Source organism: Rhodococcus sp. YL-1, assembly GCF_001942025.1.
GTDB classification, from domain to species: domain Bacteria; phylum Actinomycetota; class Actinomycetes; order Mycobacteriales; family Mycobacteriaceae; genus Rhodococcus_F; species Rhodococcus_F qingshengii.
Genome location: NZ_CP017299.1, coordinates 793,205 through 815,910, shown reverse-complemented (window position 1 = coordinate 815,910; position 22,706 = coordinate 793,205). Strand labels below are relative to the sequence as shown.

Here is a 22,706-nt window from a genome sequence, read left to right as displayed (position 1 = left end):
ACCGGCCGGAATCACCAGGTCAGCGGCTGACTGCCTTCTGATACCGACGAATAGCGAACGGCACGAAGACGATCAGCAAACCGAAAGTCCACAACAACGACGCGATGACCGGATTCTGCAGCGGCCACGCATCCGGAACCGTCATCGCAGGATTGGTATTGCCGAACAATTCACGCACCGCCTGAGTAACCGCCGACACCGGATTCCATTCGGCGATCACTTTGAGCGGGCCGGGAAGATTGGTGGTCTCGACAAAAGTGTTCGCGATGAACGACAGCGGAAAGATGACGATGAAGCTCGCGTTGTTGAATACCTCCGGTGTCCGGATCCAAAGCCCGACAACAGCCATGACCCACGACAACGCGTACGCGAAGAACAGAAGCAGCGCATAACCCGCCACCGCTTCGAGGAAACTGGAGTGAATCCGCCACCCGACCAGAAGACCGGTCAACGACATGACCACCAAACTGATGACGTTGATCAACACGTCACTCGATGTTCGGCCTGTCAGCACGGCAGACGGAGCCATGGGCAGCGATCGAAATCTGTCGATGATTCCTTTCTGAATGTCTTCGACCATCCCCAAACCAGTCCAGGTCGCACCGAATATGACCGTCTGCGTGAAGATTCCGGCGATCAGAAATTCTCGATACGACGTGCCCGGGACCGAGATCGCACTGCCGAACACATACGCGAACAAGAGCACGAACATGATCGGCGACAAAGTGGTGAACACCAGCAGATCCGGAACGCGCTTGATCTTGATCAAGTTTCGCCTGGCGATGGTCAAACCGTCTTCGAGCGCCATCTGCACGGTCATTTCTGATCCTCCAGTTCAGCCTGGTGCCCGGTCAGTGTGAGGAAGACATCGTCGAGAGTGGGTCTGCGCAAGCCGACGTCGAATACGCGGATGCCTCGTACCGACAGAAGATTCAGCGCCGCCACCAACGCGTCGGTGCCGTCGTCGACAGGAACGGTGACGCGACGGACATTCTCTTGAACCTGAATGTCCCCCACGGCAAGCGAGCGCAATTCCTCGCGGACGATGTCGAGATGTTCGACCTCGTGCACGCTCAATTCGATGCGCTCACCCCCGACCCGCGCCTTCAACTGGTCTGCAGTACCGCGCGCGATGACCGAGCCGCGGTCGATGACGGCGATCTGGTCGGCCAACCTCTCGGCTTCCTCCATGTATTGCGTCGTGAGCAACAGCGTGGTCCCCTGAGCCACCAACCCTTCGATGACGTCCCAGAGACCGAGTCGCGCCCGAGGATCGAGGCCGGTGGTCGGCTCGTCGAGAAACAACACCTGCGGCCGAGCAACCAATGCGCCGGCGAGATCGAGACGTCGCCGCATTCCGCCGGAATAGCCCTTGACCGGCCGATCTCCAGCCTCGACGAGATCGAACTGCTCGAGCAATTCACGCGCTCGGGCCTTACTGCTTCGGGCGCCGAGGTGATACAGCCTCCCGACCATGTCCAAGTTCTCATAGCCCGTCAGGTACTCGTCGACCGCGGCGTACTGACCCGAAGCACCGATCTTGGATCGCAACGCCCGCGCATCCTCGACCACGTCCAGCCCGGCAACCTTGGCGCGTCCACCGTCGGGAATGAGCAGCGTCGTGAATATCCTTACCGCAGTGGTTTTTCCGGCGCCGTTGGGGCCCAACAGAGCCATCACCGAACCCTCGCGCACTTCCAGGTCGATGCCGTCCAATGCCGTGACGTCGCCGTACTTCTTGACCAGCCCCTCGGCCACAATCGCTTCGGTCATGAGCCCTCCCGCATCGGTAATCCGTCGGTAGTCCGTTCCCCAGTGTGACCCAGGAGGCCGACACATTCCAGGAAATTTCGTCAGTTGCCCGGCTGCAATCACCTCCCTGGTTTCGCCGGTGCCTTTCGGCCACGAGGTACGGAACAGACCACACGTCCCAGTCCTGTCCAATACAGCCGATAAATTTCACCGACCTTTCGACGGATATATACCGGAAAGAAAAACCCGAAATTCTTGAACAAAGACCGCTTTCAGGTATTCATGATGAACGCGGCAGCGTTACACTCGTTCAGCAAGTGACACTCGGGCCGGTGACGGTTGACTTATGGTGTCGAATCTCGAATTACAAATCAGGCAGAGGTCGAAAAGAATTGAATCACCGATTCAGTGCACGCGGGGAAGACTCACACTTCGGGGGATCGAGAAAGGCTGACTGTGCCATGAGTATCAGAACTCGATACATCCGAACTCCGTGGATCCGAAAAACGGCGAAATATTCCTTTGAGACCATCTGCTTCACCCTGGCCGTGATTGTCGCGGCCGCACTGATCGCCGCGTACAACACACAACCGCGCTCCGCGTCGACGTACACGCCGGCCTCGTTCTCGGCGAATCCTGAATCTGCAGCGCTGCCCTTCGACATTCCACCCAAGTCAGCACTGAACGGAAAGTTGGTTTTCGCTCACTACTTCCCGCCCTATCCGGTTTCGATCGACAATGCGAATCCGTCTGGCGATTACTATGCGACACAATATCTTACGTTCAACGGCGAGAACAACAAACACGTTCGCTACGGAGGATTCCTCCGCGATCGGCCGACACCGCGGCAACCCATCGCCGATACGCAGTGGCGCCAACGCGACCTCGAAAACGAAGTTCGTTCGGCAATCGCCACGGGCATCGACGGATTCTCCGTCGACATCATCGCCAAGGCAACCGACACCAGTTGGTGGGGTTCCACCGTGCCCACCGCCCTGATCAAAGCGGCCGCAGCAGTCGATCCGAATTTCAAGATCATGCTCATGCCTGATATGAACGGCGCGTTCAAAAACATGACCGCAGCTCAAATGGCAGCAGAGATGAAACCGTATTCGACCATGGCATCATCGTTCAAATTGAGCGACGGACGACTAGTGATCTCGCCATTTCTTGCCGAAAACAAGACTGCGGGCTGGTGGTCGGAGTTCATCACTATTATGAAAAATTCTTACGGAATAAATGTGGCATTTGTTCCGGTTTTCCTCGACGCAGCAGCCAACCGGAATTCTTTTGCATCGATCAGCTACGGGATGTCGAATTGGGGTAACCGAAATCCGGCAGGAAATCCGCTCTCGGGATCGAACCCGAACTCTCCGATGGGGCTTGCTGCTGCCGCTCACTCCTTGGGAAAGATATGGATGCAGCCAGTCGCCTTCCAAGATGTTCGTCCGAGTCAGTCGATCTACGACGAGGCACAGAATTCACAGAATCTGCAGAACATGTGGCAGATTGCGATTGCGTCCAACAGTGAATGGGTACAGCTCGTCACCTGGAACGACTACAGCGAGGGAACGTCGTTCGCACCCAGCGCCGGTCATGGGCGCGCGTTACTCGACATGAGTTCCTACGGGCTGTACAGCTTCCGCTCCGGCGCCTCACCCGCGATTGTTCGCGACACCGCGTATCTCGTCTATCGCAATCAGTCGGTCTCCGCGGTCCCCGTCAATCGCTCTGCTGCCCCTATGACACTGCGCCAATGGTCATCCCCCGCTCGCGATACCGTCGAGGTTCTCACCTTCTTGACCGCTCCCGCAGTCGTCAAAGTGACGGTTGGAACCACGACAACCACCTGCAATGCCCCGGCCGGGATGAGCAGCTGCATCGCCCCGTTGAAAGTAGGTTCCATCAAGGCCTCTGTCGTTCGCGGCACTACCGAGGTGTCTCGGGTGAGTTCGCACGCGGCGGTGACGGCCACACCGTACAACCAGAATCTCGAGTACCTGGTCGATTCCAGTCGGAGATAACGGTGACGAAGATCGGGTGAGTCCGTCGACTCACCCGATCTTCGTTGCGCCATCGGTTTCGGCTGCAATTGGTAACTCGGGCCGCGATACCGCCCCCGTCCGCTCCACCCTCACTGCCAAGGTCACCGCGGCCGCCAGTGCCGATACGCCCGCTCCGATCCAGTACAAAACCGCGAACGAATGCAGGGTCGGCACAGTGCTCGCACCGATCACCACCGTCGAACCGGCCAATACCGCTGCCGCAACGGCGCTTCCGGTGGAGGTACCGACCGAACGGAGCAGGCTGTTGAATCCGTTGGCCGAGGCAGTCTGATGGATCGGCGCAGATTCGGTGATCAGAGTCGGCATGGCTGCCAGGGAAAATGCCACACCGGCCGATACCACGGCAGCGCCGATCACGATATTGACCAGCGTCGGCGTCAACAGCACACGCAAGACGTATCCGATTGCGATGACGATCGCTCCTGAGGCCAACGTGGCCTTCGCTCCCCATCGCCTCGTCACCTTCGACGACACCGGCGCCAATCCGATCATCAGGACTCCGCCCGGCATCATCGCCAGTCCGGCTTCGGCAGCCGAGAGTCCGAGACCGTCCGCCGACGCCAGGGGCAACTGAAGTTCCTGCGTTGCCGCCAACGCGCTGATGAACATGGCAAAACCGAGTAATACTGCGCAGACGTTCGAAACCAGAATCGGAGCGCGAAGGGAAGTCCGCAGATCGACCAGCGGTGCCGGCGTGTGCAGTTCCCACGGAATCCATCCACAGAGCAAGACCACGCCGGACGCGATCAGAACCAGAACCTCGGGGCTTGCCCAGCCCCATTCGGTTCCTTTCGAAACGGCCAGCAGCAGTGCAGTCATAGCGAGCGTGAGGACTGTGGCTCCCAGAAAGTCGAAGCGTCCGCGACTCTTCACAGCCGATTCCGGCACCACCAGAGGCAAGACGACTATCAGTACGACCCCGAATCCACCGGTGACCCAGAAAAGCGCGGGTAGTCCCCAGTGCGCCGAGATCACCCCAGCCATCGGCATACCGAACATGCCACCGATCCCCAACGTCGCACTCATGAGAGCTACTGCACCACTGAGCTTTTCCGGAGGAAGGACATCGCGCATGATGCTGATTCCGACGGGCAGAAGTGCCGTCGCGAACCCCTGCAACGAGCGCCCGAGGATCAATAACCAGAAACTCTGGCTGAGCGCCGCAACCATGCAGCCGACGATCATCACGGCAAGACAGACGAGCATCATCGCGCGCTTACCGAACATGTCGGCGAGTCTGCCGATGAGAGGGGTTGCGACGGCACCGGTCAGCAATGTCGAGGTCACCAGCCAGGAAGCGGTGGAGGACGATACTCCCGATGCCGTCGCGAACGCAGGCAGGACCGGCACCACCAAGGTCTGTTGCAGCGCGACCACCACACCGCTCAGACTCAGGACGCCGACGACCCACCCGGTCCGCGCTTTCGCGCGAACAGTCTTGTCCGTCAAGCGTTCGAGCGAGCGGCTACTCCGGCGTCGACAGGAACCACGATGCCACTCATGTGGGCACTCGCGTCGGCGGCGAGGAACAGGACTACTCGCGTGATCTCGAAGGGATCCAGCCAACCGACCGGCTGCGCATGCAGAGTCGCGTACACGGGTTCGACGTCGTCTGCCGTCGGCGATTCGAGGTCAGGCCGCATCATCGCGTACATCATGTCGTTGTGAATCATCGGCGTCGAGATATTCCCCGGTGCAATAGCATTCACGGTCACACCCGAGTTTGCCAGTTCGAGCGACACACTCTTCGTCAAACCGATGACGCCCCACTTGGAGGCGCCGTACGCAGCCATCTGGGTGCCACCGGATCGACCCATCATCGAGGAAATCGTGATGATGCGACCGTAACCACGTTCCGCCATTCCACCTGACACGGCCGCAACGGTGTTGAACACACCGGTCAGGTTCGACGAGATGACTTCGTTCCACTGCGCCGACGTCATCGACGTGATCGGAGCGGGCACGGACACACCGGCATTCGCGACGGCGATATCGACACGGCCGAACTCGGCTTCAGCGCGGGCAACGAGCGCGTCCATTGCGTCGCGATCAGCAGTGTCTGCCTTGACGGCAATGCACCGACGACCGGTGGCTTCCACCAAACGAACGGTTTCCTTCAGATCCTCCTCGTTTGCGAGGGGGTAGGCGACGACATCACTGTTCTCGCACCGGTCGCAGATCACGATGTCCGCGCCATGCTCCGCGAATGCGACAGCGTGGGCGCGCCCCTGACCGCGTGCGGCGCCGGTGATCAGTGCAACTTTTCCTTCGAAGCTGCCTTCGAGGCTGTTCATGCCGTCTCCTAGTTCGTCGTATGCCAGCATGCGCTGTACTGCATGCGTACTCCGAACCCGCCCGAAAGAAACAGTCGATCCCGGACAGCGGGAATCCAGCCGGTTACTGGTAAACGGCGGTCTCGAATTCCAGGTATCCGTTGATGGATCCAGCGTCCGCGAACGGCAGAATCTGCGTTGCCCAGAACCCGCCGACGCCGGTCTGCCGGTCGATCCAGTAATAGAGGTTGGCAAGACCCGCCCAAGCCAGCGATCCGGCCGGCCTACCGGTGGGTGCCACCTCTTCATTTGTCATGAAGGAGTATGCCCATCCTTTGGGTACACCGGGGAAGAATTCCGCATCGTTGGACAGCGTCGGGAGAACTCCGGGCAACAACCCCACGTGCTGGCCTTCGAGCCCGTTCTGAACGGCTGCAGCTACCGTCTCCGACGACAACACGCGACCCGAAGTGCCCGCGCCGTCGTTGAGCCACATACGGATGAACTTCATGTAGTCGCCGACAGTGCCGTGCAAACCGTGACCACCCATGTGCACCTCGGGTTCGGCCGGAAGCTCGAATCCGATGAGCGGAGTGAGGCTTCCGTCGCTCTCACGCTGATGGATCGGCGCAAGTCGATCCTTCATCGACGGGCTCATCGTGAATGCCGTATCGGCCATCTCGAGAGGTTCGAAGATGCGCTGACGCATGACATCGCCGAGTCGCTGACCTCGAATCGACTCGACGACCTGTCCGGCCCAGTCGATGTTGGTGCCGTACTCCCACTTCTCACCCGGGTCGAAGAGCAGCGGTGTCGTGAGCGCCGCTTTGCTACAGGTGATCACGCTGGGCTGCCCATGTTCCTGCGAGAGCCGGTTGTACGACTCGTTGAAGAAGTCATAGCCGAACCCTGCAGTGTGAAGGAGCAGCATGCGAGTGGTGATGTCACGCTTGGGTTCCCGAAGAACGGGGTTTCCGCCGGCGTCGAAACCGTCCAGGACCTTCAGCTCACCGATGTCGGGAACATAGGTCGCTGCAGGTGCATCGAGATCGAGCAACCCCTCCTCCACACATTGCAGGACAGCGGTACCGGTAATCGCCTTGGTGGTGGAGAAGAGCGCAAAGGTTGTATCGAGGGTCATCGGTTCGCCGTGACCGAGAGCCCGCTCACCGGCTGCACCCTCGTAGATGTTGCCTTCTCGATCCGTGATCATCGCGACGACACCCGGGACTCGGTCAGCCCGCTGAGTTGCTCGCGCCAGCACGTCGTCGAGGTGCTGCTTCGAAAGGGGCTTCCGCGCAATATCTTCGATCGTCACTGCATTTCTCCATCCGACTTGTAACTTGTCTTGTCGAACAGAATGTAACGGCGATCACATACCCGGTTCTGCCTCGAAACGGCAGGAAAACTGTCTCGTTTCGGCAGAACCGGGCAGAGCTTGGAGTCAGCTCTGGGGCGCTCCGATATTCACCAGCCAGGAAATGCCGAATTTGTCTGTACAGGCGCCGAATTCGTCGCCCCACATCTGCTTCTCAAGCGGAACGCTGACCGTACCTGTTCCCGACAGCTGCTCCCAGTACCCGCGCAGCACGTCGCCGTCGTCGCCGCTGAGGCTGACCGTGATGTTGTCGCCGGGGTTGTACGGCATGCCGGGCGGAGTGTCGGCACCCATCAGGGTGTATCCCTGATCGGTTTCGAGCATTCCGTGCATGATCTTGTCGCCGCCTTCACCGGGATTGCCGAACTCACCGAACGTGCTCAGCGCCAGCGTGCCACCAAAGATTTCTTTGTAGAACTCCAACGCCTCACGGGCATTGCCGTTGAAGCTGATGTACGGATTGAGTCGAGTTGCCATGACGTACTCCTAGCTCGTGGGATTGCTGTCACGTTCGATTTCAATCCTTGCAGAACGCTCCGATACGAAACAACGGATCACGGCAGTTCATCGAGTGCGTAAAACGATCGTCATGACCGTTCAAACAACTGTCCTCAGAGTCGATTCCGGGTCTCGGAAGGCAACTCTCCGAACCGTTTCCGGTATGTGGCCGCAAACATGCCCAGATTGACGTAGCCCCAGGCGTTGGCGATTTCGGAGACGGTTCTCCCGTCGGAACGCAACAGTTCGCCGCGTACTCCCTCCAACCGACGCGCGCGCAATCGTTGCCCCGGCGTGGTGTCTCGGTACCGTCGAAATCCCGCAGTGAGCGCCCGGACACTGACACCCACCGCAGCCGCGATCTCCGATGCCGTCGGCACCGAGCGAGCAAACGTATCGATAAACTCCTCTGCAGATCGCACGTAGGCAGGTTCGGCGGAGGCGACGTCGACGCCGAGTTGCAGCCCGGCCTGCGTCGCCCACTCGTCGAGAAGCTGAGCCGCGATGAGTTCTTGAACTCTGGCACCCAGCCTTTCGCTCGACATCGCCTCAGGCGACTCTGCAATTGCGCGAACGACGTAGTCCATCAATGCCAGCCAACTCGAGCCCCGCCCGCCAATGGTGCACTTGTGCCGCCACAGACGGTCGTCGGGAACCGACCCGAACCATTGCATGGCGTGATCGGCGACAAGCTGATGCGGCACAGTGAGATTCAGCTGCAGATGATCTTCGTCGAATTCGACGAAGTAGTCGGTCCGGCTACAGTCGGCGACAAAGGTCTCCCCCACGGCAGTATTCACCGCAGTTCCTCCGCCGAGGGCATGTCGACCGTTGCCTCTGATAGTCGTCAGAACCAGAATGTTTCCGGCCTCAGGCGAACATTCACCGACGGAGACCGGAATCCCGTAACAGAATCTGGTGACGTCGATCTTGCCGACTACCGCGGAGTACATGTCCGAAGCCGGCTTCAACCGACTTCCGATCGGCGTGACCGTATACGGCATGTAGATGTTGTCGGACCACTCCTTGATGCGGTCCCAGTCCCGAGAAAAGGCCTGGTGATGCTGCATAGTGGGCCGGCCGGCCGCGTCGATGAGCAAGGCATCCTCGAACATGGTTCGAGTATCGCACCAGGGCCCGGGAAGGTCACGCGAAGTGAGCTGACGTGATCTCTGGCTGTACGGCGGCGGGTCGTGTTGCAGCAAAAAGCAGCGAATCCACCGCGGTCCCCCGGATCACCATGTGTGCCCTCATTCGCCCCTCCTCCTCCATTCCGATTTTGGTGAGCACCGACGCCGACGCCGAGTTCTCGGGACGACACGTTGCTTGCACTCGCTGCGCTCCGAAGCGAGCAAAGGCGAATTCCAGAACCGCGCGCCCCGCCTCCGACGCATAGCCTCGCCCTTGAAACTTCGGGTCCACGACAAAACCGAGTTCCGCCCGCCTGTGCACGGCGGATACTTCCCACACAGCTACCGAACCGATGACCGTTCCATCGGCCTTCGACGTGATGGCCAGGGTGAACGTGCGACGTTCGACGAGCGCAGCTTCGAGTGCCGCGTCAGCCAGGAATGCCCTGGTCACCGCGGGGGTGTTCGGCCCCCAATCAACATATCTACAGACGGCAGGGTCGGACGCGTACTGATGGACGGCACCTTCGTCCGCGGCAGTGAAATCTCGAAGAACAAGGCGTTCCGTAGTCAACGTGAACATCCAGCGATCCTAGAGCGAGCCCAAAAGCACCTCTTGACTCGAACGCATGTTCGAGTATTGTTGGGGAGGGGATCGGGGGATTCAATGAGTGTCTTGTTGTCGGATGTGGTGTCGGGTTCTGCGGTGGGGTTACGCGGACGCCTGTGGCAGTTGTCTGCTTCTGAGTTGCGTACCGCTGCTATCGAGGCGAGTGCGGAGATTCTGCGTCTCGAGGCTGTGCGGGTGGCGGTGGTGGAAGAGTTGTCGTTGCGCCCGGATGATCAGGTGATTGCCAGTCGCGGTGTGGGTGCGTGGTTGGCGGCGAACACCATGTTGCAGGTTCGGGACGGGAAGAAGATCGCCGCCCTGGGTGCAGCTTTGCGGCCGTTTCCGGCTGTGGCGGCAGGCTTCGATGATGGGGATTGCTCGTTCGAGCATGCCGTGTTGATCGTGGCGTTCTGTGAATCACCACCGAAGGGGATGCCGGAGGAGGCGCTCCCGAAGTGCATCGATTTGTTGTTGGCTGCTGCGTCGGGTGTGGAGGCGACGACGACGAAGGTGCGGAACGTGATCGCGACCTTGGAGCGAGTGTTCGAATCGGATGAGATCCCGCCCGCCGAAGATGTCGATCTCAACGAGCTCCGGATCGCGTCGACCTTGAACGGTCGAGTGGTGGTGCGCGGCGATTTCGACGCCCTCACCGGCGAGATGTTGCTGTCGGCGTTGTCGAATCTGACGATGCCCACCCCGGCACCCAATGGAACCCCGGATTCTCGGTCGGCGGCGAAACGGACGGCCGACGGGTTCACGGAACTGATCCGGCGGTATCTCGATTGCGCGAAGACCGGCACCGACGGTGGTCAACGCCCGCACGTGAACGTGCACATCAATGCTCGTGATTTGGCTGAGCATCGGGATTGCGCCGCGTCGCCTTCTGATATGGACGACGAAGGCTCACCCGATCTGGACTTGTCGGATCTTGATGTCGGGCACATGCCCTGGCTCGGGCCACTGTCGGTGTCGCAGGCCCGACTTCTCGGGTGTGATTGTTTCCTCTCGACCGTTCTGCTCGACGATCACGGCGCGCCCTTGGATGCGAAACCAGGAAAGAGGTTGGTCACCGCCGAACAGCGAGTGGCGTTGATCGCCCGAGACAAGGGCTGCGCGTTCCCAGGTTGTTCATGTGTGCCTGCCTGGACGGATGCGCACCATATCCGGCACTGGGCCAACGGCGGCCCGACGGTGATGAACAACCTGGTCCTGCTGTGCCGTTCACATCACCGACTGATGCACCGGAAATCGGGGTTCGTCGGGAAATGGGAAATCCGAATAGGAGTCGACAACAAACCCTGGTTCATCCCGCCGCCCTCGATCGACCCCGGGCAGCAACCCAGGCCGGCGAACACCACCTTCAAAACCTGAGAGGTCAAACCTCTTTGGCGACAACAGAACACGGACCGAGCACCGCATCGAAGGAGACCTCGATGCGGTGCCAACCGGCCGTGACGCTTGATGAAGCTGTGCCCACGATAATCAGCGAGTCAGCACAAGCCCCGATGTCGGAACGCCCGTTCCCGCAGTCACCAGTACATTCTCGACGGAGTCGACCTGGTTGACCGAAGTACCGCGGATCTGCCGAACACCCTCGGCGATACCGTTCATCCCGTGAATGTATGCCTCGCCGAGCTGTCCACCATGGGTGTTGATCGGAAGCTTGCCGCCGAGTTCGATTGCGCCACCGGCGATGAAGTCCTTTGCCTCTCCCCTGCCACAGAAACCGAGTTCCTCGAGCTGCATCAGAACATAGGGCGTGAAGTGGTCGTAGAAGATCGCCGTCTGCATGTCCGACGGGCGCAGCCCACTTTGTGACCAGAGCTGATCGCCGACAAGGCCCATCTCCGGTAGGCCGGTCAAACCGTCGCGGTAATAGCTGGTCATGATGTATTGATCTGCCCCGCTGCCCTGTGCGGCGGCAGCGATAACGGCGGGGGTGTTCTTCAGATCTTTGGCTCGTTCTGGCGAAGTGACGACGATCGCGATGCCGCCGTCGGATTCCTGGCAGCAATCGAGGAGATGCAAAGGTTCAGCGATGAATCGCGAGTTCTGATGGTCCTCGAGGGTAATCGGTTTTCCGTAGAAGAACGCCTTCGGATTGGTGGCTGCATGCTTACGGTCGGCGACGGCGATTCGACCGAAGTCCTCGCTGGACGCTCCGTATACGTGCATGTATCGCTGCGCGACCATCGCGACAAAGGATGCGGGAGTACCCAATCCGTGAGGATAGGAAAAGGCGTTGTCCGTTCCCGACGAATTGACCTGCGCCACAAGGCCGGAGTTCACCTGCCCGAAACGCGCACCCGATCGCTCGTTGAACGCGCGGTAAGCGACGACGACGTCTGCGACGCCGGTGGCAACAGCCATGGCGGCCTGCTGAATCGTCGCCGCAGCGGCACCGCCTCCGTAGTGAATGCGGCTGAAGAACTTGAGGTTCGGAATCCCCACCGAACGAGCTACTGCCACTTCGGTGTTGGTGTCCATGGTGAACGAGGTAAGACCGTCGACGTCGGCGGGTGTCAGACCGGCGTCGTCCAACGCGGCTTGAACAGCCTCGGCGGCCAGTCGCAGTTCACTGCGACCGGAGTCCTTCGAGAAATCCGTGGCTCCGATTCCGACGATCGCTGCCTTGCCGGACAATGCGCTCATTCAATGTCTCCGTTTTCAATGTCTCCATTCGAGCCCGACGCCGGAAATGCCAGTGTGACCTGTGCGGTGATGTGATCTCCCAGGCTGTTCTTGCCGACCACCGCAAGCGACACGAGATCCTCGTCGTAGGAGGTCACCGTTCCGGAGAGCGTCAAGGTGTCGTAGGCGTACCAGGGGACTCCGAGGCGGAGTTTGATCGACGTGAGTACAGCCCGCGGTCCGGCCCAATCGGTCACGAATCGCTGCACCAAGCCGGTGTCGGTGAGGATGTTGACGAAAATGTCTTTCGAGCCGCGTTTCTGTGCGAGATCGCGGTCGTGGTGAACATCTTGAAAATCGCGGGTAGCGAGCGCCGCCGAGACCACAAACGTCGGGTCGCCGTAAATCGAGAGCTGCGGAAGAACCTCTCCCACAGTGATATCCGTCGTCGAAGTCATCGTCACTCCTTCCCCGCAGAAACCGCAGAAGCCCCAACCGGCTGCCAGGCGTACAAAGTCCAGGGAGTTCCCCCGGTCTCGTCGTCTCCGGGGAAGTCGAGGTAGATCGCCTCCACCTCCATTCCGATCGACACACTCGACGGATCGACGCCGCGCAATTCGCCGAGCATCCGCACACCCTCAGGCAGTTCGACCAGGGCAACGACGAACGGCAACGACCGACCAGGAACCTTGGGGGCGTGGTGAACGACAAAGCTGAAGACCGTTCCCCGACCTGACGCCACCACGTAGTCGGTCTGCTCCGACTTGTCTTTCCAGATCGCGGGCACCGGCGGGTGCTGTACCGAACCGTCCGCACGCAGTTGAATACGCAACTCGTGTGCGGCGACACCGTCCCAGAAGAACTGCGTGTCGAGGGATGCTGTCGGACGCAGCATTCGAGATGCGTCCAGGTCCGCAGGCACGTCAGTGGAGGAACTCTCGCTGACTGGCGGCGCGAACTTCAAGATCCGGAACATCATCTCCGAGACCAGTTCTTCGCCGACCCGCCAGAAGCTGCGAGTAGTGAAGAACCATCCTTCACCAAGACCTGTTTTCTTGGGTCCCACTACGTCTTCCAACACCGAGGAGATGGTGACTTCTTCACCTGGCTTCAAGTAGCGGTGGTAGATCTGATCGCAGTTGGTCGCGACGACGGACGTGAATCCGGCCTCGTCGAGGATGTCCGTCATCCGGCCCAACGGATCGTCGGCTTCTCGAATTGCCCCCAGACCGCGCATCGTCCATACCTGCGCCATCGCCGGCGGCGCGACTATTCCGTCGTGTCCGGCGGCGCGGGCAGCCGATTCGTCGACGTAGATCGGGTTCTCGTCACCGATCGCCTCGACCCAGTTGCGGATCATCGGCAGGTTCACGGGGTCCCGGCCGGCGCGAGGAGCGCTTGGCCCGTCCTCTCGAACCCGCTCGGCAGCAGTGAGAATGGGATCTGACACGATTTGTTTCCTATCTCGGAACGCGAGGAAGCTTCAGGCCGGCGGTCGCAATCAATTCGCGCATCACCTCGTTGACTCCACCGCCGAAGGTGATCACCAGGTTGCGCTTGATCTGCATGTCGAGCCACTCCATGAGATCAGCAGTTTCGGGATCGATCGGATTTCCGTACCGCCCGACGATCTCTTCCGCCAGTCGACCGACCCGCTGGATACGCTCGGTCGCAAACACTTTGGTTGCCGAAGCGTCGGCAATATCCACCGAATCCGAATCACTCGACGCCACTTGCCAGTTGAGCAGTTCGTTGAGGCGGTACGTCGCATGAATTTCGCCGAGCGCGCGTCGTACGTCAACGTGATCAAGCAGGTTTTCACGCTTGGCCCAATCGAAGACGTGGTCGTAAATCCCTGCGACACGACCTGCCGGACCGAGCATGACGCGTTCGTGGTTGAGCTGCGTCGTGATCAAGCGCCAGCCCTGATTCTCCTCACCCACAAGCATGTTCGCCGGAACGCGAACGTCCTCGTAGTAGGTGGCGTTGACGTGATGCGCACCGTCGCAGGTGATGATCGGGGTCCAGGTGTAGCCGGGATCTTTGGTGTCCATGATCAGGATGGAGATGCCGCGGTGCCTTGAATCGGCAGACCCTGTCCGCACGGCGAGCCACACGTAATCGGCGTCATGCCCGCCGGTGGTGAAAATCTTCTGGCCGTTGACGACGTACTCGTCACCATTTCGTGCCGCCGAAGTGCGCAGTGCTGCAAGGTCGGTGCCGGCTTCCGGTTCGGTGTAGCCGATCGCGAAGTGCACTTCACCGGCGAGGATCGCGGGCAGGAATTTCTGCTTCTGCTCCTCGCTGCCGTACTTCTGCAGGGTCGGACCGACGGTCTGCAAAGTCACCGAAGGCAGTGGGACATCCGCCCGCACAGCCTCGTTGACAAAAATCTGCTGCTCGACTTCACCGAACCCACGTCCGCCGAACTCCACCGGCCAGCCGACGCCGAGCCAGCCGTCCTTGCCCATACGACGGATGACCTCGCGATAGGTAGGGCCATGCCGCTCCACGCGCATGATCTTGGCCTCTTCGGGCGAGATCAGCGTCGAGAAGTAGCGTCGAAGTTCAGCTTGCAATGCGCGCTGACTGTCGGTCAGATCGATGAACACCGGGCCCCCACGAGGTCGAGTCGCTGCGAAGCACCGCCGAGCAGGCGTGCCAGGTCTTTTGCAGTCGAGTAGTAACGATGAAGTGGATACGTGACGTCGACGCCCAGACCACCGTGCAGGTGGTGAAGCACCTGCATCGTGGCAGGCACTTCTTGGGCGATCCAGTACGCCATGACGTCGAGGTCCGACTGGGCGTCCAGGCCCTCCGACACGCGCCAGGACGCCGACAACGCCGCGACGTGAAGGGTCCGAGAGGTGACGTACGCGTCGGCTATCTGTTGTGAGACTGCCTGGAACGTGGCGAGCGGCTTACCGAATTGCTCACGCGAGCCGACATGTGCCGCAGTGAGATCGACGGCACCGGACACCAAACCGTCTGCAACGGCTCCGATGCTTGCCGTGGCGATCCGGTACAGCGTCTGGACGGCTTCCTCGCCGGCACCGAGAAGTTCACCGACTGCCTCGTCCATCGTGACTGCGAACTCGGGACTGCCGGAAGCACTGGGAGTCGGCGTCAATGCGACGCCGGCGGCGGTCGGATCGACGAGAACGACTCCGGCGTCGGTGGGCACAAGAATTCTGTGTGCGCTCGCCGCGAAAGGCACGGCAAGCACCGTCCCGCTGACGCGATACCAGTCGCCCGACTGCTGCGCGGTGGTCGACGGCTGCGCCGGGAACTGCTGACCCGGCTCACCGAGCGCCGCGGTGAACACCCGTCCGGCGCCGACTCCGGTGAGCAATTCGTCCTGTTGAGCGTCGGTCCCCAGAGCGACTATGGGGAGTACACCGAAGCCGAGGGTTGCGAGAGCCGGAATTGGAGCAGCGGCCCGGCCGACCTCGACGAGGAGGGAACCGACGTCGGCGACGGAGAGTCCCTCGCCGCCCAGACGCTCGGGCAGGGCCAACGTGAGCAGGTCGGCATCGGCGAATGCCGCCCAGAGCGCGTCCGGCTCCAGTTCGCGGGCAAGGAGCGCGGTAGCCACCTCGGCTACCGCTTCCTGGGTTTCATCGGGAGTGAAGTCCACGCTGGCAATCCTGTCTCTGATGTAGAACGTGTTCTAGTTGTATCACCAACGTGGACATTTCTAAAGGCCTCTACTTACGCCGTCTAATCACGGGGCAGGCCCAGAATTCTCTCCGCGGCGACGGTCAACAGAATCTGCGTGGTTCCGCCGGCAATCGACAGGCATCGCGTGTTGAGGAACTCACGCGAAAGCGGGCCCTCCACCCACCCGGCAGTACCACCCAATTCCATGGCGAACTCCGCGACATTCTGACGCTGGCGCACGCCCACCAGCTTGCGGACGCTCGACGCCGGACCCGGATCCTGACCGTCCAATTGCCGCAGTGTCGTGCGCAATTCCAGCAGTGAGCCCACCATGGCGGTTCCGATCAGCCCACCGAGCTTGTCTGCCACCACAGGATCGGGGTCGCCGGCCAGCGCGAGCAATTCCTCCATCGCACCGCCGAGCGAAGAGCCACCGCTCATTGCGACCCGCTCGTTGGCGAGGGTCGTTCGGGCCAGTTTCCAGCCTCCACCGAGCTGGCCGACGACGCACTCGTCCGGGACGAAGACGTCGTCGAGGAAGACTTCGTTGAACAGGGCATCTCCGGTGATCTCGCGCAGCGGCGAGATTCGAATCCCAGCCGTCTTCATGTCGAGAAGGAAGTACGTGATGCCCTTGTGTTTGGGAACCTCGCGATCGGTCCTGGCGAGGCAGATGGCCCAGTCAGCTTCACGCGCAAGCGAAGTCCAGACTTTCTGGCCGTTCAGCTTCCAACCGCCGTCGACCTTTTCCGCGGTCGTGCGCAGTGCCGCAAGATCCGAACCTGCGCCGGGTTCACTGAAGAGCTGGCACCAGGTGATCTCGCCCTTGAGCGTCGGAGTCGCAAATCTTTCGATCTGCTCCGCACTGCCGTGCTCGAGGATGGTCGGCACTGCCCACCAGCCGATCACCAGATCGGGTCGGCCGATACCGACGGCCGCCAACTCTTCTTCGATCAGAATCTGTTGCGCGGCCTTGGCGCCCCGGCCGTACGGCTTGGGCCAGTGCGGCGCAAGGTAGCCCGATTCGGCCAACGCGTTGCGCTGCTCGGATTCGGGCAGCGCCACCAATTGCGCTACCTCTTCGCGAATTTCGGACCGGTCGGATTCTAGCTCACTCAAGTCGATCTGAAGGTGACGCCGTGCGCCGCCGATCGTCAATTCCGCGACGCGTGCGCGCCAATGAGACGATCCGCCCAGAATCTGCCGGAGCGACAGTGCTCGACGAAGGTAGAAGTGCGCCTCGTGCTCCCAGGTGAATCCGATGCCGCCGAGCACTTGAATGCAGTCCTTTGCCGTGTCGACAGCGGCATCCAGCGACACCGCGGCGGCCACTGCTGCGGCGATCGGAAGTTCGTCGCCCGACTCGGCAGCGACCGCACCATCCCAGGCGACGGCTCCGGCATTCTCTACGCGACACAGCATTTCGGCGCAGATGTGTTTGATCGCCTGGAACGAGCCGATGGGCTTTCCGAATTGTTCGCGAATCTTCGCGTACTCCACCGCAGTACGCAGGCTCCACGCCGCGATTCCGGCAGCTTCGGCTGCCCCCAGTACCGCCGCTAGGTCGGAAACCGATCCTGGCGCAATGTCATCGAGGATTCGGTCGGCATCGACCGTCACTCGATCGAAGGAGACTCGCGCCAGTGGTCGCGACTTGTCGATCGTGTCGACCGCTTCGTAGGTCACGCCTTCGCCGTCTCCGTCGACGAGAGCCCAGACGACACGCGAGCCTTCGTCTTCGGACACGACGCCCGCCGACACGAGTACCGATACGCCCGAATCGCCGCCCCAGGCGTAACCTCCTTCGCCATGAAGCTCGATGCCGCCGGACGCATTCGCCGTTGCCGCAACTGGACTTTCGTCCAATACGACGGCACACGGCAGCGCACCGTCGGCGAGCGTTTCGGACCATCGCTTGGCAGCGGGCGACGAACTACGCCCCACCACCAGAGCTGCGAGTGCAGTCGTGAGAACAGGACCCGGCACGAGTTCGATTGCCGCCTGCTCGAGCATTGCTGCGAGATCGACGATTTCGGCCCCGGCTCCGCCTACCGCTTCGGGAACGGCGACCGAAAATATCCCGAGAGACGCGAACTCGGACCATTTCCCCCGCCACGAAACTGCTGGTCCACGGCGTACCATGTCCATCGGCGTGGCCGAGCGAGCCCAGGCCTCTATCGATTCCTGGACCGCCCGCTGTTCATCGGTCGTGGCGATTGTCACAACTGGTTCCCGCCTCTCGATAAGTGACACAATTGTTTAGAACGTGTTCTAATATGACACCTGGCCAAGAGTCAAGGCGCGAAGGAATTTGTCGATGACCACAACATCCCGATCCCGCTCCAACGCGGTTGCTTCTGCAACGCTCGGGGACGACGATCTCAGCTCCAACGCGCAACGTGAACGCCGCAAGCGGATTCTCGACGCAACACTCGCCTTGGCGTCCAAGGGGGGCTACGAGGCTGTTCAGATGCGCGCCGTGGCCGAGCGTGCCGACGTCGCAGTCGGAACGCTCTATCGCTACTTCCCGTCCAAGGTTCACCTACTGGTGTCCGCCCTGGCACGCGAATTCGAGAAGATCGATTCCAAGGGCAAGATCCCGCCTGGAACCAGTCCGCTCGAGCGGATGCAGCTGATCCTCAGCCTCATCACCCGCGCGATGCAGCGCGATCCGCTCCTCACCGAAGCGATGACTCGCGCGTTCATGTTCGCCGACGCCTCCGCAGCGGCCGAGGTCGATCAGGTGGGCCAGTTGATGGACCGCCTCTTCGCACGAGCGATGACCGAAGAGGAGCCAACCGAAGAGCAGTTGGCGATCGCGCGCGTGATCTCCGATGTGTGGCTGTCCAATTTGGTGGCATGGCTCACGCGACGCTCTTCGGCTACCGATGTCGCCAATCGACTGGAATTGACGGTTGAACTGCTGCTCGGTGACGGAACTCGGAAACCCGAATAGACATCCTTTGTCGCATCTGTCATTTTTGCACTGATCGGCCGGAAACGTATCGAGCCAGGAGTCGCTGCATCACCTAGATTTGAAGAGGTGAGCGCACAAGATCTGTCCATCGAACTCCGCCGAGCGCTGTCAGGCGTGGCACGCACGCCGCGTCTGCTCGTAGCCTCCGACTACGACGGGACGATGGCACCCATCGTCGCCAACCCGGACAAGGCGTATCCCCGCGCGGAAACGGTGCGTGCGCTCCGCTCTCTCGCCAGCCTCGCGTCGACGACGGCTGCCGTGATCTCGGGCCGCGCCCTCAAGGATCTGGCTGCGTTGTCCCGACTTCCCGCCGAAGTGCAATTGGTCGGCAGCCACGGCTCCGAGTTCGACATCGGATTCGTTCACGCGATCGACGCCGACGCCAGGAAACTGCTCGACGAGATCGTCACCGAGTTGGGCCGAATCGCCGCCGACACCCCTGGGGCAACGGTGGAGAAGAAGCCCGCCAGCGTTGCACTGCACGTACGCAACACCAGTGCCGACGACGCCGAGAAGGCGCTCATCGCCGTCCGCACCGAATCGGCACTCTGGCCAGGCGTTCAGGTCACCGAGGGCAAATCGGTGGTCGAGTTGGCAGTCATCGCCACCGACAAGGGGCACGCACTCGACTTGATTCGCCATCAGGACGGCGCAACCGCTGCCGTCTTCATCGGCGACGACGTGACCGACGAAAAGGCGTTCAGCAGGCTTCAGGGGCCGGACATCGGAATCAAGGTCGGCAGCGGGGACACCGTCGCCGACTATCGCGTCGACAGCACCGAGGACGTCGCTGCCGCTCTGGCGTTCCTGCTCGACGAGCGTCGTACGTGGCTTTCCGGCGCCGACGCTCCGCCCATCGAGCGACTCTCGATGCTCGCCAGTCCGCGCACCGTCGCTTTGGTGACCCCGGATGCGACGCTGACCTGGTTGTGTCACCCGGAACCGGATTCAGCGGCCGTCTTCGCACACCTTCTCGGCGGAACCGGGGCCGGGCACTTCTCGGTCGGGCCTCGACGCACAGCCTTGCCGCTGAGCCAGAAGTACATCGACAGCACGATGACAGTTCAGACCCGCTGGGCGAGCCTGTCCGTCACCGACTACCTCCCCCACGACGTCCCACAGGGACGAACCGACCTGACCCGCATCATTTCCGGTCAGGCCGACGCGATCGTCTCGTTTGCACCCCGTCCCGAGTTCGGCCAGGGTCAGGTCACGCTCGAGGTCGTCGACGAGGGCATTCGGGTCCTCGGCACCAACGAGCCGTACGTGCTCCGCTCCCCCGGTGTGCTGTGGAACATCGCCACCGACGGAAACCAGCAGACTGCCCACGCCATCGTCGAGCCGTCCAAGGGTGACGTCGTCCTCGAATTGCGCTGCGGAACAGAAGAAATCGGCCCGTCCGACGTTCCGGAGCTCGAGCGTCGAGCGACCTCGGAGGCCTACTGGTCCGATTGGGCCAAGACGCTCGAACTCCCGAAGCTGAAGCCGGACTTGATGAAACGCTCTGCACTGACCTTGCGCGGGCTGGTCCACGCCGATTCCGGTTCCATCATGGCTGCCGCGACGACGTCCCTGCCGGAAGAGATCGGCGGAGTCCGCAACTGGGACTACCGCTATTGCTGGTTGCGCGACGCCGCCCTCACCGCAACAGCTCTCGTGAGCGTCGGATCCACCGACGAGGCCGAGAACTACCTGGACTGGGTCCACCGCGTGCTCGAAACACTGCCGGGACCCGAGCGCCTGCACCCCCTCTACACGCTCCACGGGACTTCGCTACCGCCAGAGGCCGTCATCGATTCACTCCCCGGATACGCCGGCTCCCGGCCGGTCCGCGTCGGAAACGCCGCGAATCAGCAGGTTCAACTGGACGTGTTCGGCCCGATCGTCGAGCTCATCGTCGAACTGGCGAATGCACGCGAAAAGGCCGGTGATCCCGATCCTTTGAGCGACCGCGACTGGGAACTGGTGTGCGCCATGGTCGAAGCAGTGCAGCGGCGCTGGTTCGAACCCGATCACGGCATCTGGGAAATTCGCGACAACCCGCGCCACCACGTCTATTCCAAGGTTATGGGCTGGGTCACCGTCGACCGCGCCGTCGATCTTGCGACCCGCTTTTCTCGCGAGGCCCTGCCCGAGTGGGTGGAACTGCGTGACCAGATCGCCGACGAAGTACGACACAAGGGCTGGAAGGACGACGTCCAGTCGTACACCGCAGCCTACGACGGTACCGATCTCGACGCGGCGACTCTGCACATCGGGCTGTCGGGGCTGATCGATCCGACGGATCCGCGCTTTGCAGCGACCGTCGTAGCCACCGAGGCCGAACTACGCAGCGGCTCAACGGTATACCGCTACCATCACGACGACGGCCTGCCCGGCATCGAAGGTGGATTCCATCTCTGTGCCGCCTGGCTCGTCGAGGCATACCTACTGATCGGGCAACGCCTGCAAGCAGAGGCACTGTTCGACCAGTTGGTCGCGGCAGCGGGTCCCACCGGACTGCTCGCGGAGGAGTACGACCCCATCGCGGAACGCTCACTGGGCAACCACCCCCAGGCGTACAGCCATCTGGGCTTGTTGCGCTGCGCCCAACTCCTGGCGTGAGCGCTACCCCTTGATCCGACCTGATGTTCGCCCGGCCAGTAGTTCGGTGTCGAGCATCTCGACTATCGGAACGCCGGATCCGGACGGCGACATCAGGAGCGCACCGGCACGCCGGCCCTTCTCTTCCTGGGGCTGGCGCACCGTTGTCAGTGATTCGCGCAGCGCCTCGTCGACGCCGTCGAATCCGGTGATCGACAGTTGGCCAGGTACATCTATGCCCTGCCAGCGCGCCCAGTCCAAGGCGCCGAGAGCCAGCACGTCGGTGGTGCAGACCAGTGCGGTGATCTCGGGGTTGGTCGCGAGAGCTTCCGCCGCCGCCGAGTGCCCGGACTGCGATGTGTGGACGTACCGCTCGATCACGGTGAGTGAGAGTGGGTCCATGTCGGACGCCACCATCGCGTCGCGCACTCCTTCGATCCGCTCACGCTGGACGTGGAAGTGTGGGGACTTGAGTCGTTCCTGGCTGACGACGCCGTCCATCCGGTCGCGCCCCAGCCTCATGCAGAGCACGCCGATGTCGCGGTGGCCGAGCCCGATGAGGTAGTCGGCGACCTTGCGCATGGCAGCGCGGTCGTCGATGCCCACGAGGGATGCACCGGGAATCTCGCGGGGCTGGTCGCAGACGACGATCGGAATGTGACGCTCGAGCACGGCAGCGAGATACGGGTCGTCGTCGGCCACGGAGTAGACGACAAAGCCGTCGACGCCCGCCTGCTGGACCACGGCGGCAGCATCCACCTCGTCGCGGCCGGGCCCGGCCGGGATGAGCAGCAAGCCCTGGCCGGCGTCCTCACATGATTCCGAGAGACCGGCAAGGAAGCTCATGGCGGCCGGGTCGCGGAACGAATAACTGAGTGCTTCGGTGAGCAGGAGACCGACGGCGCCGGCTTTGCGAGTTCGCAAGGAGCGGGCGACCGGATCAGGTCCGGGGTATCCGCGTCGCTTGGCCGCTTGGAGCACTCGATCCCGCAGCTCGACGGAGAGCTGATCGGGTCGGTTGTACGCGTTCGAGACTGTAGTTCTCGACACATTGAGCTCGGCGGCAAGCGACGCCAAAGTGGCTTGACGGCGTGGCTGACGGGACCGGGGCATAAACGGACGTTAGCCGTAGTGCCCGCAGA

The 22,706-nt window shown here is 61.6% G+C and carries 19 protein-coding genes; 4 read left to right on the top strand and 15 right to left on the bottom strand.

What is annotated here, in order from left to right:
* Window positions 1-19: 19 nt before the first annotated feature.
* Window positions 20-820, bottom strand: coding sequence for an ABC transporter permease (locus BH682_RS03840; protein WP_003945537.1), 801 nt, complete (start codon window positions 818-820; stop codon window positions 20-22).
* Window positions 817-1,773: a daunorubicin resistance protein DrrA family ABC transporter ATP-binding protein gene (locus tag BH682_RS03835; RefSeq protein WP_019746865.1), complete on the bottom strand. Its 957-nt coding sequence runs from the start codon at window positions 1,771-1,773 to the stop codon at window positions 817-819. The genes BH682_RS03840 and BH682_RS03835 overlap by 4 nt, the downstream gene beginning before the upstream one ends.
* A gap of 440 nt (window positions 1,774-2,213) precedes the next feature.
* On the opposite strand from BH682_RS03835, the gene BH682_RS03830 reads away from it, so the two are divergent.
* Window positions 2,214-3,776, top strand: a complete 1,563-nt coding sequence (locus BH682_RS03830; protein WP_075832108.1) for a glycoside hydrolase family 71 protein — start codon at window positions 2,214-2,216, stop codon at window positions 3,774-3,776.
* A 30-nt stretch (window positions 3,777-3,806) separates the two neighbouring features.
* On the opposite strand, the gene BH682_RS03825 is transcribed toward BH682_RS03830, so the two are convergent.
* The 6 genes from BH682_RS03825 to BH682_RS03800 form a co-directional block, all read right to left on the bottom strand.
* Window positions 3,807-5,267 (bottom strand): MFS transporter, encoded by a 1,461-nt coding sequence (locus BH682_RS03825; RefSeq protein WP_047269629.1) that lies wholly within the window; start codon window positions 5,265-5,267, stop codon window positions 3,807-3,809.
* Complete coding sequence (locus BH682_RS03820) at window positions 5,264-6,112, bottom strand: mycofactocin-coupled SDR family oxidoreductase (protein ID WP_075835140.1); 849 nt, start codon at window positions 6,110-6,112, stop codon at window positions 5,264-5,266. Before BH682_RS03820 ends, BH682_RS03825 begins: the two co-directional genes overlap by 4 nt.
* 103 nt (window positions 6,113-6,215) lie before the next feature.
* Window positions 6,216-7,355 (bottom strand): serine hydrolase domain-containing protein, encoded by a 1,140-nt coding sequence (locus tag BH682_RS03815; protein WP_198174634.1) that lies wholly within the window; start codon window positions 7,353-7,355, stop codon window positions 6,216-6,218.
* A 180-nt stretch (window positions 7,356-7,535) separates the two neighbouring features.
* Window positions 7,536-7,946, bottom strand: a complete 411-nt coding sequence (locus BH682_RS03810) for a VOC family protein (protein ID WP_047269632.1) — start codon at window positions 7,944-7,946, stop codon at window positions 7,536-7,538.
* A gap of 134 nt (window positions 7,947-8,080) precedes the next feature.
* On the bottom strand, window positions 8,081-9,082 hold the full coding sequence (locus tag BH682_RS03805) for an AraC family transcriptional regulator (RefSeq protein WP_075832104.1): 1,002 nt from the start codon (window positions 9,080-9,082) through the stop codon (window positions 8,081-8,083).
* Window positions 9,083-9,113: 31 nt separating this feature from the next.
* Window positions 9,114-9,680: a GNAT family N-acetyltransferase gene (locus BH682_RS03800; protein WP_075832102.1), complete on the bottom strand. Its 567-nt coding sequence runs from the start codon at window positions 9,678-9,680 to the stop codon at window positions 9,114-9,116.
* Window positions 9,681-9,764: 84 nt separating this feature from the next.
* On the opposite strand from BH682_RS03800, the gene BH682_RS03795 reads away from it, so the two are divergent.
* Window positions 9,765-11,081 carry an HNH endonuclease signature motif containing protein gene (locus BH682_RS03795; protein WP_075832100.1) on the top strand — a complete coding sequence of 439 codons (1,317 nt, stop codon included), beginning with the start codon at window positions 9,765-9,767 and terminating at the stop codon, window positions 11,079-11,081.
* Window positions 11,082-11,192: 111 nt separating this feature from the next.
* Here the strand turns inward: BH682_RS03795 and BH682_RS03790 are convergent, their stop codons facing one another.
* From BH682_RS03790 to BH682_RS03765, 6 genes are all read right to left on the bottom strand, one after another.
* The gene (locus BH682_RS03790) at window positions 11,193-12,362 is read right to left on the bottom strand and encodes a lipid-transfer protein (RefSeq protein WP_019746856.1); all 1,170 of its coding nucleotides are present in this window, start codon (window positions 12,360-12,362) and stop codon (window positions 11,193-11,195) included.
* The gene (locus tag BH682_RS03785) at window positions 12,359-12,799 is read right to left on the bottom strand and encodes a MaoC family dehydratase (RefSeq protein WP_007734018.1); all 441 of its coding nucleotides are present in this window, start codon (window positions 12,797-12,799) and stop codon (window positions 12,359-12,361) included. The genes BH682_RS03790 and BH682_RS03785 overlap by 4 nt, the downstream gene beginning before the upstream one ends.
* A gap of 2 nt (window positions 12,800-12,801) precedes the next feature.
* A complete protein-coding gene (locus BH682_RS03780) occupies window positions 12,802-13,791 on the bottom strand; it encodes a bifunctional MaoC family dehydratase N-terminal/OB-fold nucleic acid binding domain-containing protein (protein WP_083954645.1) in 990 nt (329 codons plus the stop codon).
* Window positions 13,792-13,801: 10 nt separating this feature from the next.
* Window positions 13,802-14,953, bottom strand: a complete 1,152-nt coding sequence (locus BH682_RS03775; RefSeq protein WP_007734012.1) for an acyl-CoA dehydrogenase family protein — start codon at window positions 14,951-14,953, stop codon at window positions 13,802-13,804.
* Window positions 14,938-15,978 (bottom strand): acyl-CoA dehydrogenase family protein, encoded by a 1,041-nt coding sequence (locus tag BH682_RS03770; protein ID WP_003945711.1) that lies wholly within the window; start codon window positions 15,976-15,978, stop codon window positions 14,938-14,940. The genes BH682_RS03775 and BH682_RS03770 overlap by 16 nt, the downstream gene beginning before the upstream one ends.
* An 83-nt stretch (window positions 15,979-16,061) precedes the next feature.
* On the bottom strand, window positions 16,062-18,224 hold the full coding sequence (locus BH682_RS03765; protein ID WP_075832096.1) for an acyl-CoA dehydrogenase: 2,163 nt from the start codon (window positions 18,222-18,224) through the stop codon (window positions 16,062-16,064).
* A 94-nt stretch (window positions 18,225-18,318) separates the two neighbouring features.
* Here BH682_RS03765 and kstR point away from each other — a divergent pair, with 94 nt between their 5' ends.
* Together kstR and otsB are read left to right on the top strand one after the other, a co-directional pair.
* Window positions 18,319-18,957, top strand: coding sequence for a cholesterol catabolism transcriptional regulator KstR (gene kstR, locus BH682_RS03760; protein ID WP_003945752.1), 639 nt, complete (start codon window positions 18,319-18,321; stop codon window positions 18,955-18,957).
* 87 nt (window positions 18,958-19,044) lie between these two features.
* Complete coding sequence (gene otsB, locus BH682_RS03755) at window positions 19,045-21,585, top strand: trehalose-phosphatase (protein WP_007733998.1); 2,541 nt, start codon at window positions 19,045-19,047, stop codon at window positions 21,583-21,585.
* Between the two features lie 3 nt (window positions 21,586-21,588).
* Here the strand turns inward: otsB and BH682_RS03750 are convergent, their stop codons facing one another.
* Window positions 21,589-22,677, bottom strand: coding sequence for a LacI family DNA-binding transcriptional regulator (locus BH682_RS03750; RefSeq protein ID WP_007733995.1), 1,089 nt, complete (start codon window positions 22,675-22,677; stop codon window positions 21,589-21,591).
* Between the last annotated feature and the right edge of the window lie 29 nt (window positions 22,678-22,706).

What these genes read in the sequence shown, in the direction of transcription:
- BH682_RS03840 (WP_003945537.1), bottom strand. Translation starts at nt 820, where the DNA reads ATGACCGTGCAGATGGCGCTCGAAGACGGTTTGACCATCGCCAGGCGA.
- BH682_RS03835 (WP_019746865.1), bottom strand. Translation starts at nt 1,773, where the DNA reads ATGACCGAAGCGATTGTGGCCGAGGGGCTGGTCAAGAAGTACGGCGAC.
- BH682_RS03830 (WP_075832108.1), top strand. Translation starts at nt 2,214, where the DNA reads ATGAGTATCAGAACTCGATACATCCGAACTCCGTGGATCCGAAAAACG.
- BH682_RS03820 (WP_075835140.1), bottom strand. Translation starts at nt 6,112, where the DNA reads ATGAACAGCCTCGAAGGCAGCTTCGAAGGAAAAGTTGCACTGATCACC.
- BH682_RS03810 (WP_047269632.1), bottom strand. Translation starts at nt 7,946, where the DNA reads ATGGCAACTCGACTCAATCCGTACATCAGCTTCAACGGCAATGCCCGT.
- BH682_RS03805 (WP_075832104.1), bottom strand. Translation starts at nt 9,082, where the DNA reads ATGTTCGAGGATGCCTTGCTCATCGACGCGGCCGGCCGGCCCACTATG.
- BH682_RS03800 (WP_075832102.1), bottom strand. Translation starts at nt 9,680, where the DNA reads ATGTTCACGTTGACTACGGAACGCCTTGTTCTTCGAGATTTCACTGCC.
- BH682_RS03795 (WP_075832100.1), top strand. Translation starts at nt 9,765, where the DNA reads ATGAGTGTCTTGTTGTCGGATGTGGTGTCGGGTTCTGCGGTGGGGTTA.
- BH682_RS03790 (WP_019746856.1), bottom strand. Translation starts at nt 12,362, where the DNA reads ATGAGCGCATTGTCCGGCAAGGCAGCGATCGTCGGAATCGGAGCCACG.
- BH682_RS03785 (WP_007734018.1), bottom strand. Translation starts at nt 12,799, where the DNA reads ATGACTTCGACGACGGATATCACTGTGGGAGAGGTTCTTCCGCAGCTC.
- kstR (WP_003945752.1), top strand. Translation starts at nt 18,319, where the DNA reads ATGACCACAACATCCCGATCCCGCTCCAACGCGGTTGCTTCTGCAACG.
- BH682_RS03750 (WP_007733995.1), bottom strand. Translation starts at nt 22,677, where the DNA reads ATGCCCCGGTCCCGTCAGCCACGCCGTCAAGCCACTTTGGCGTCGCTT.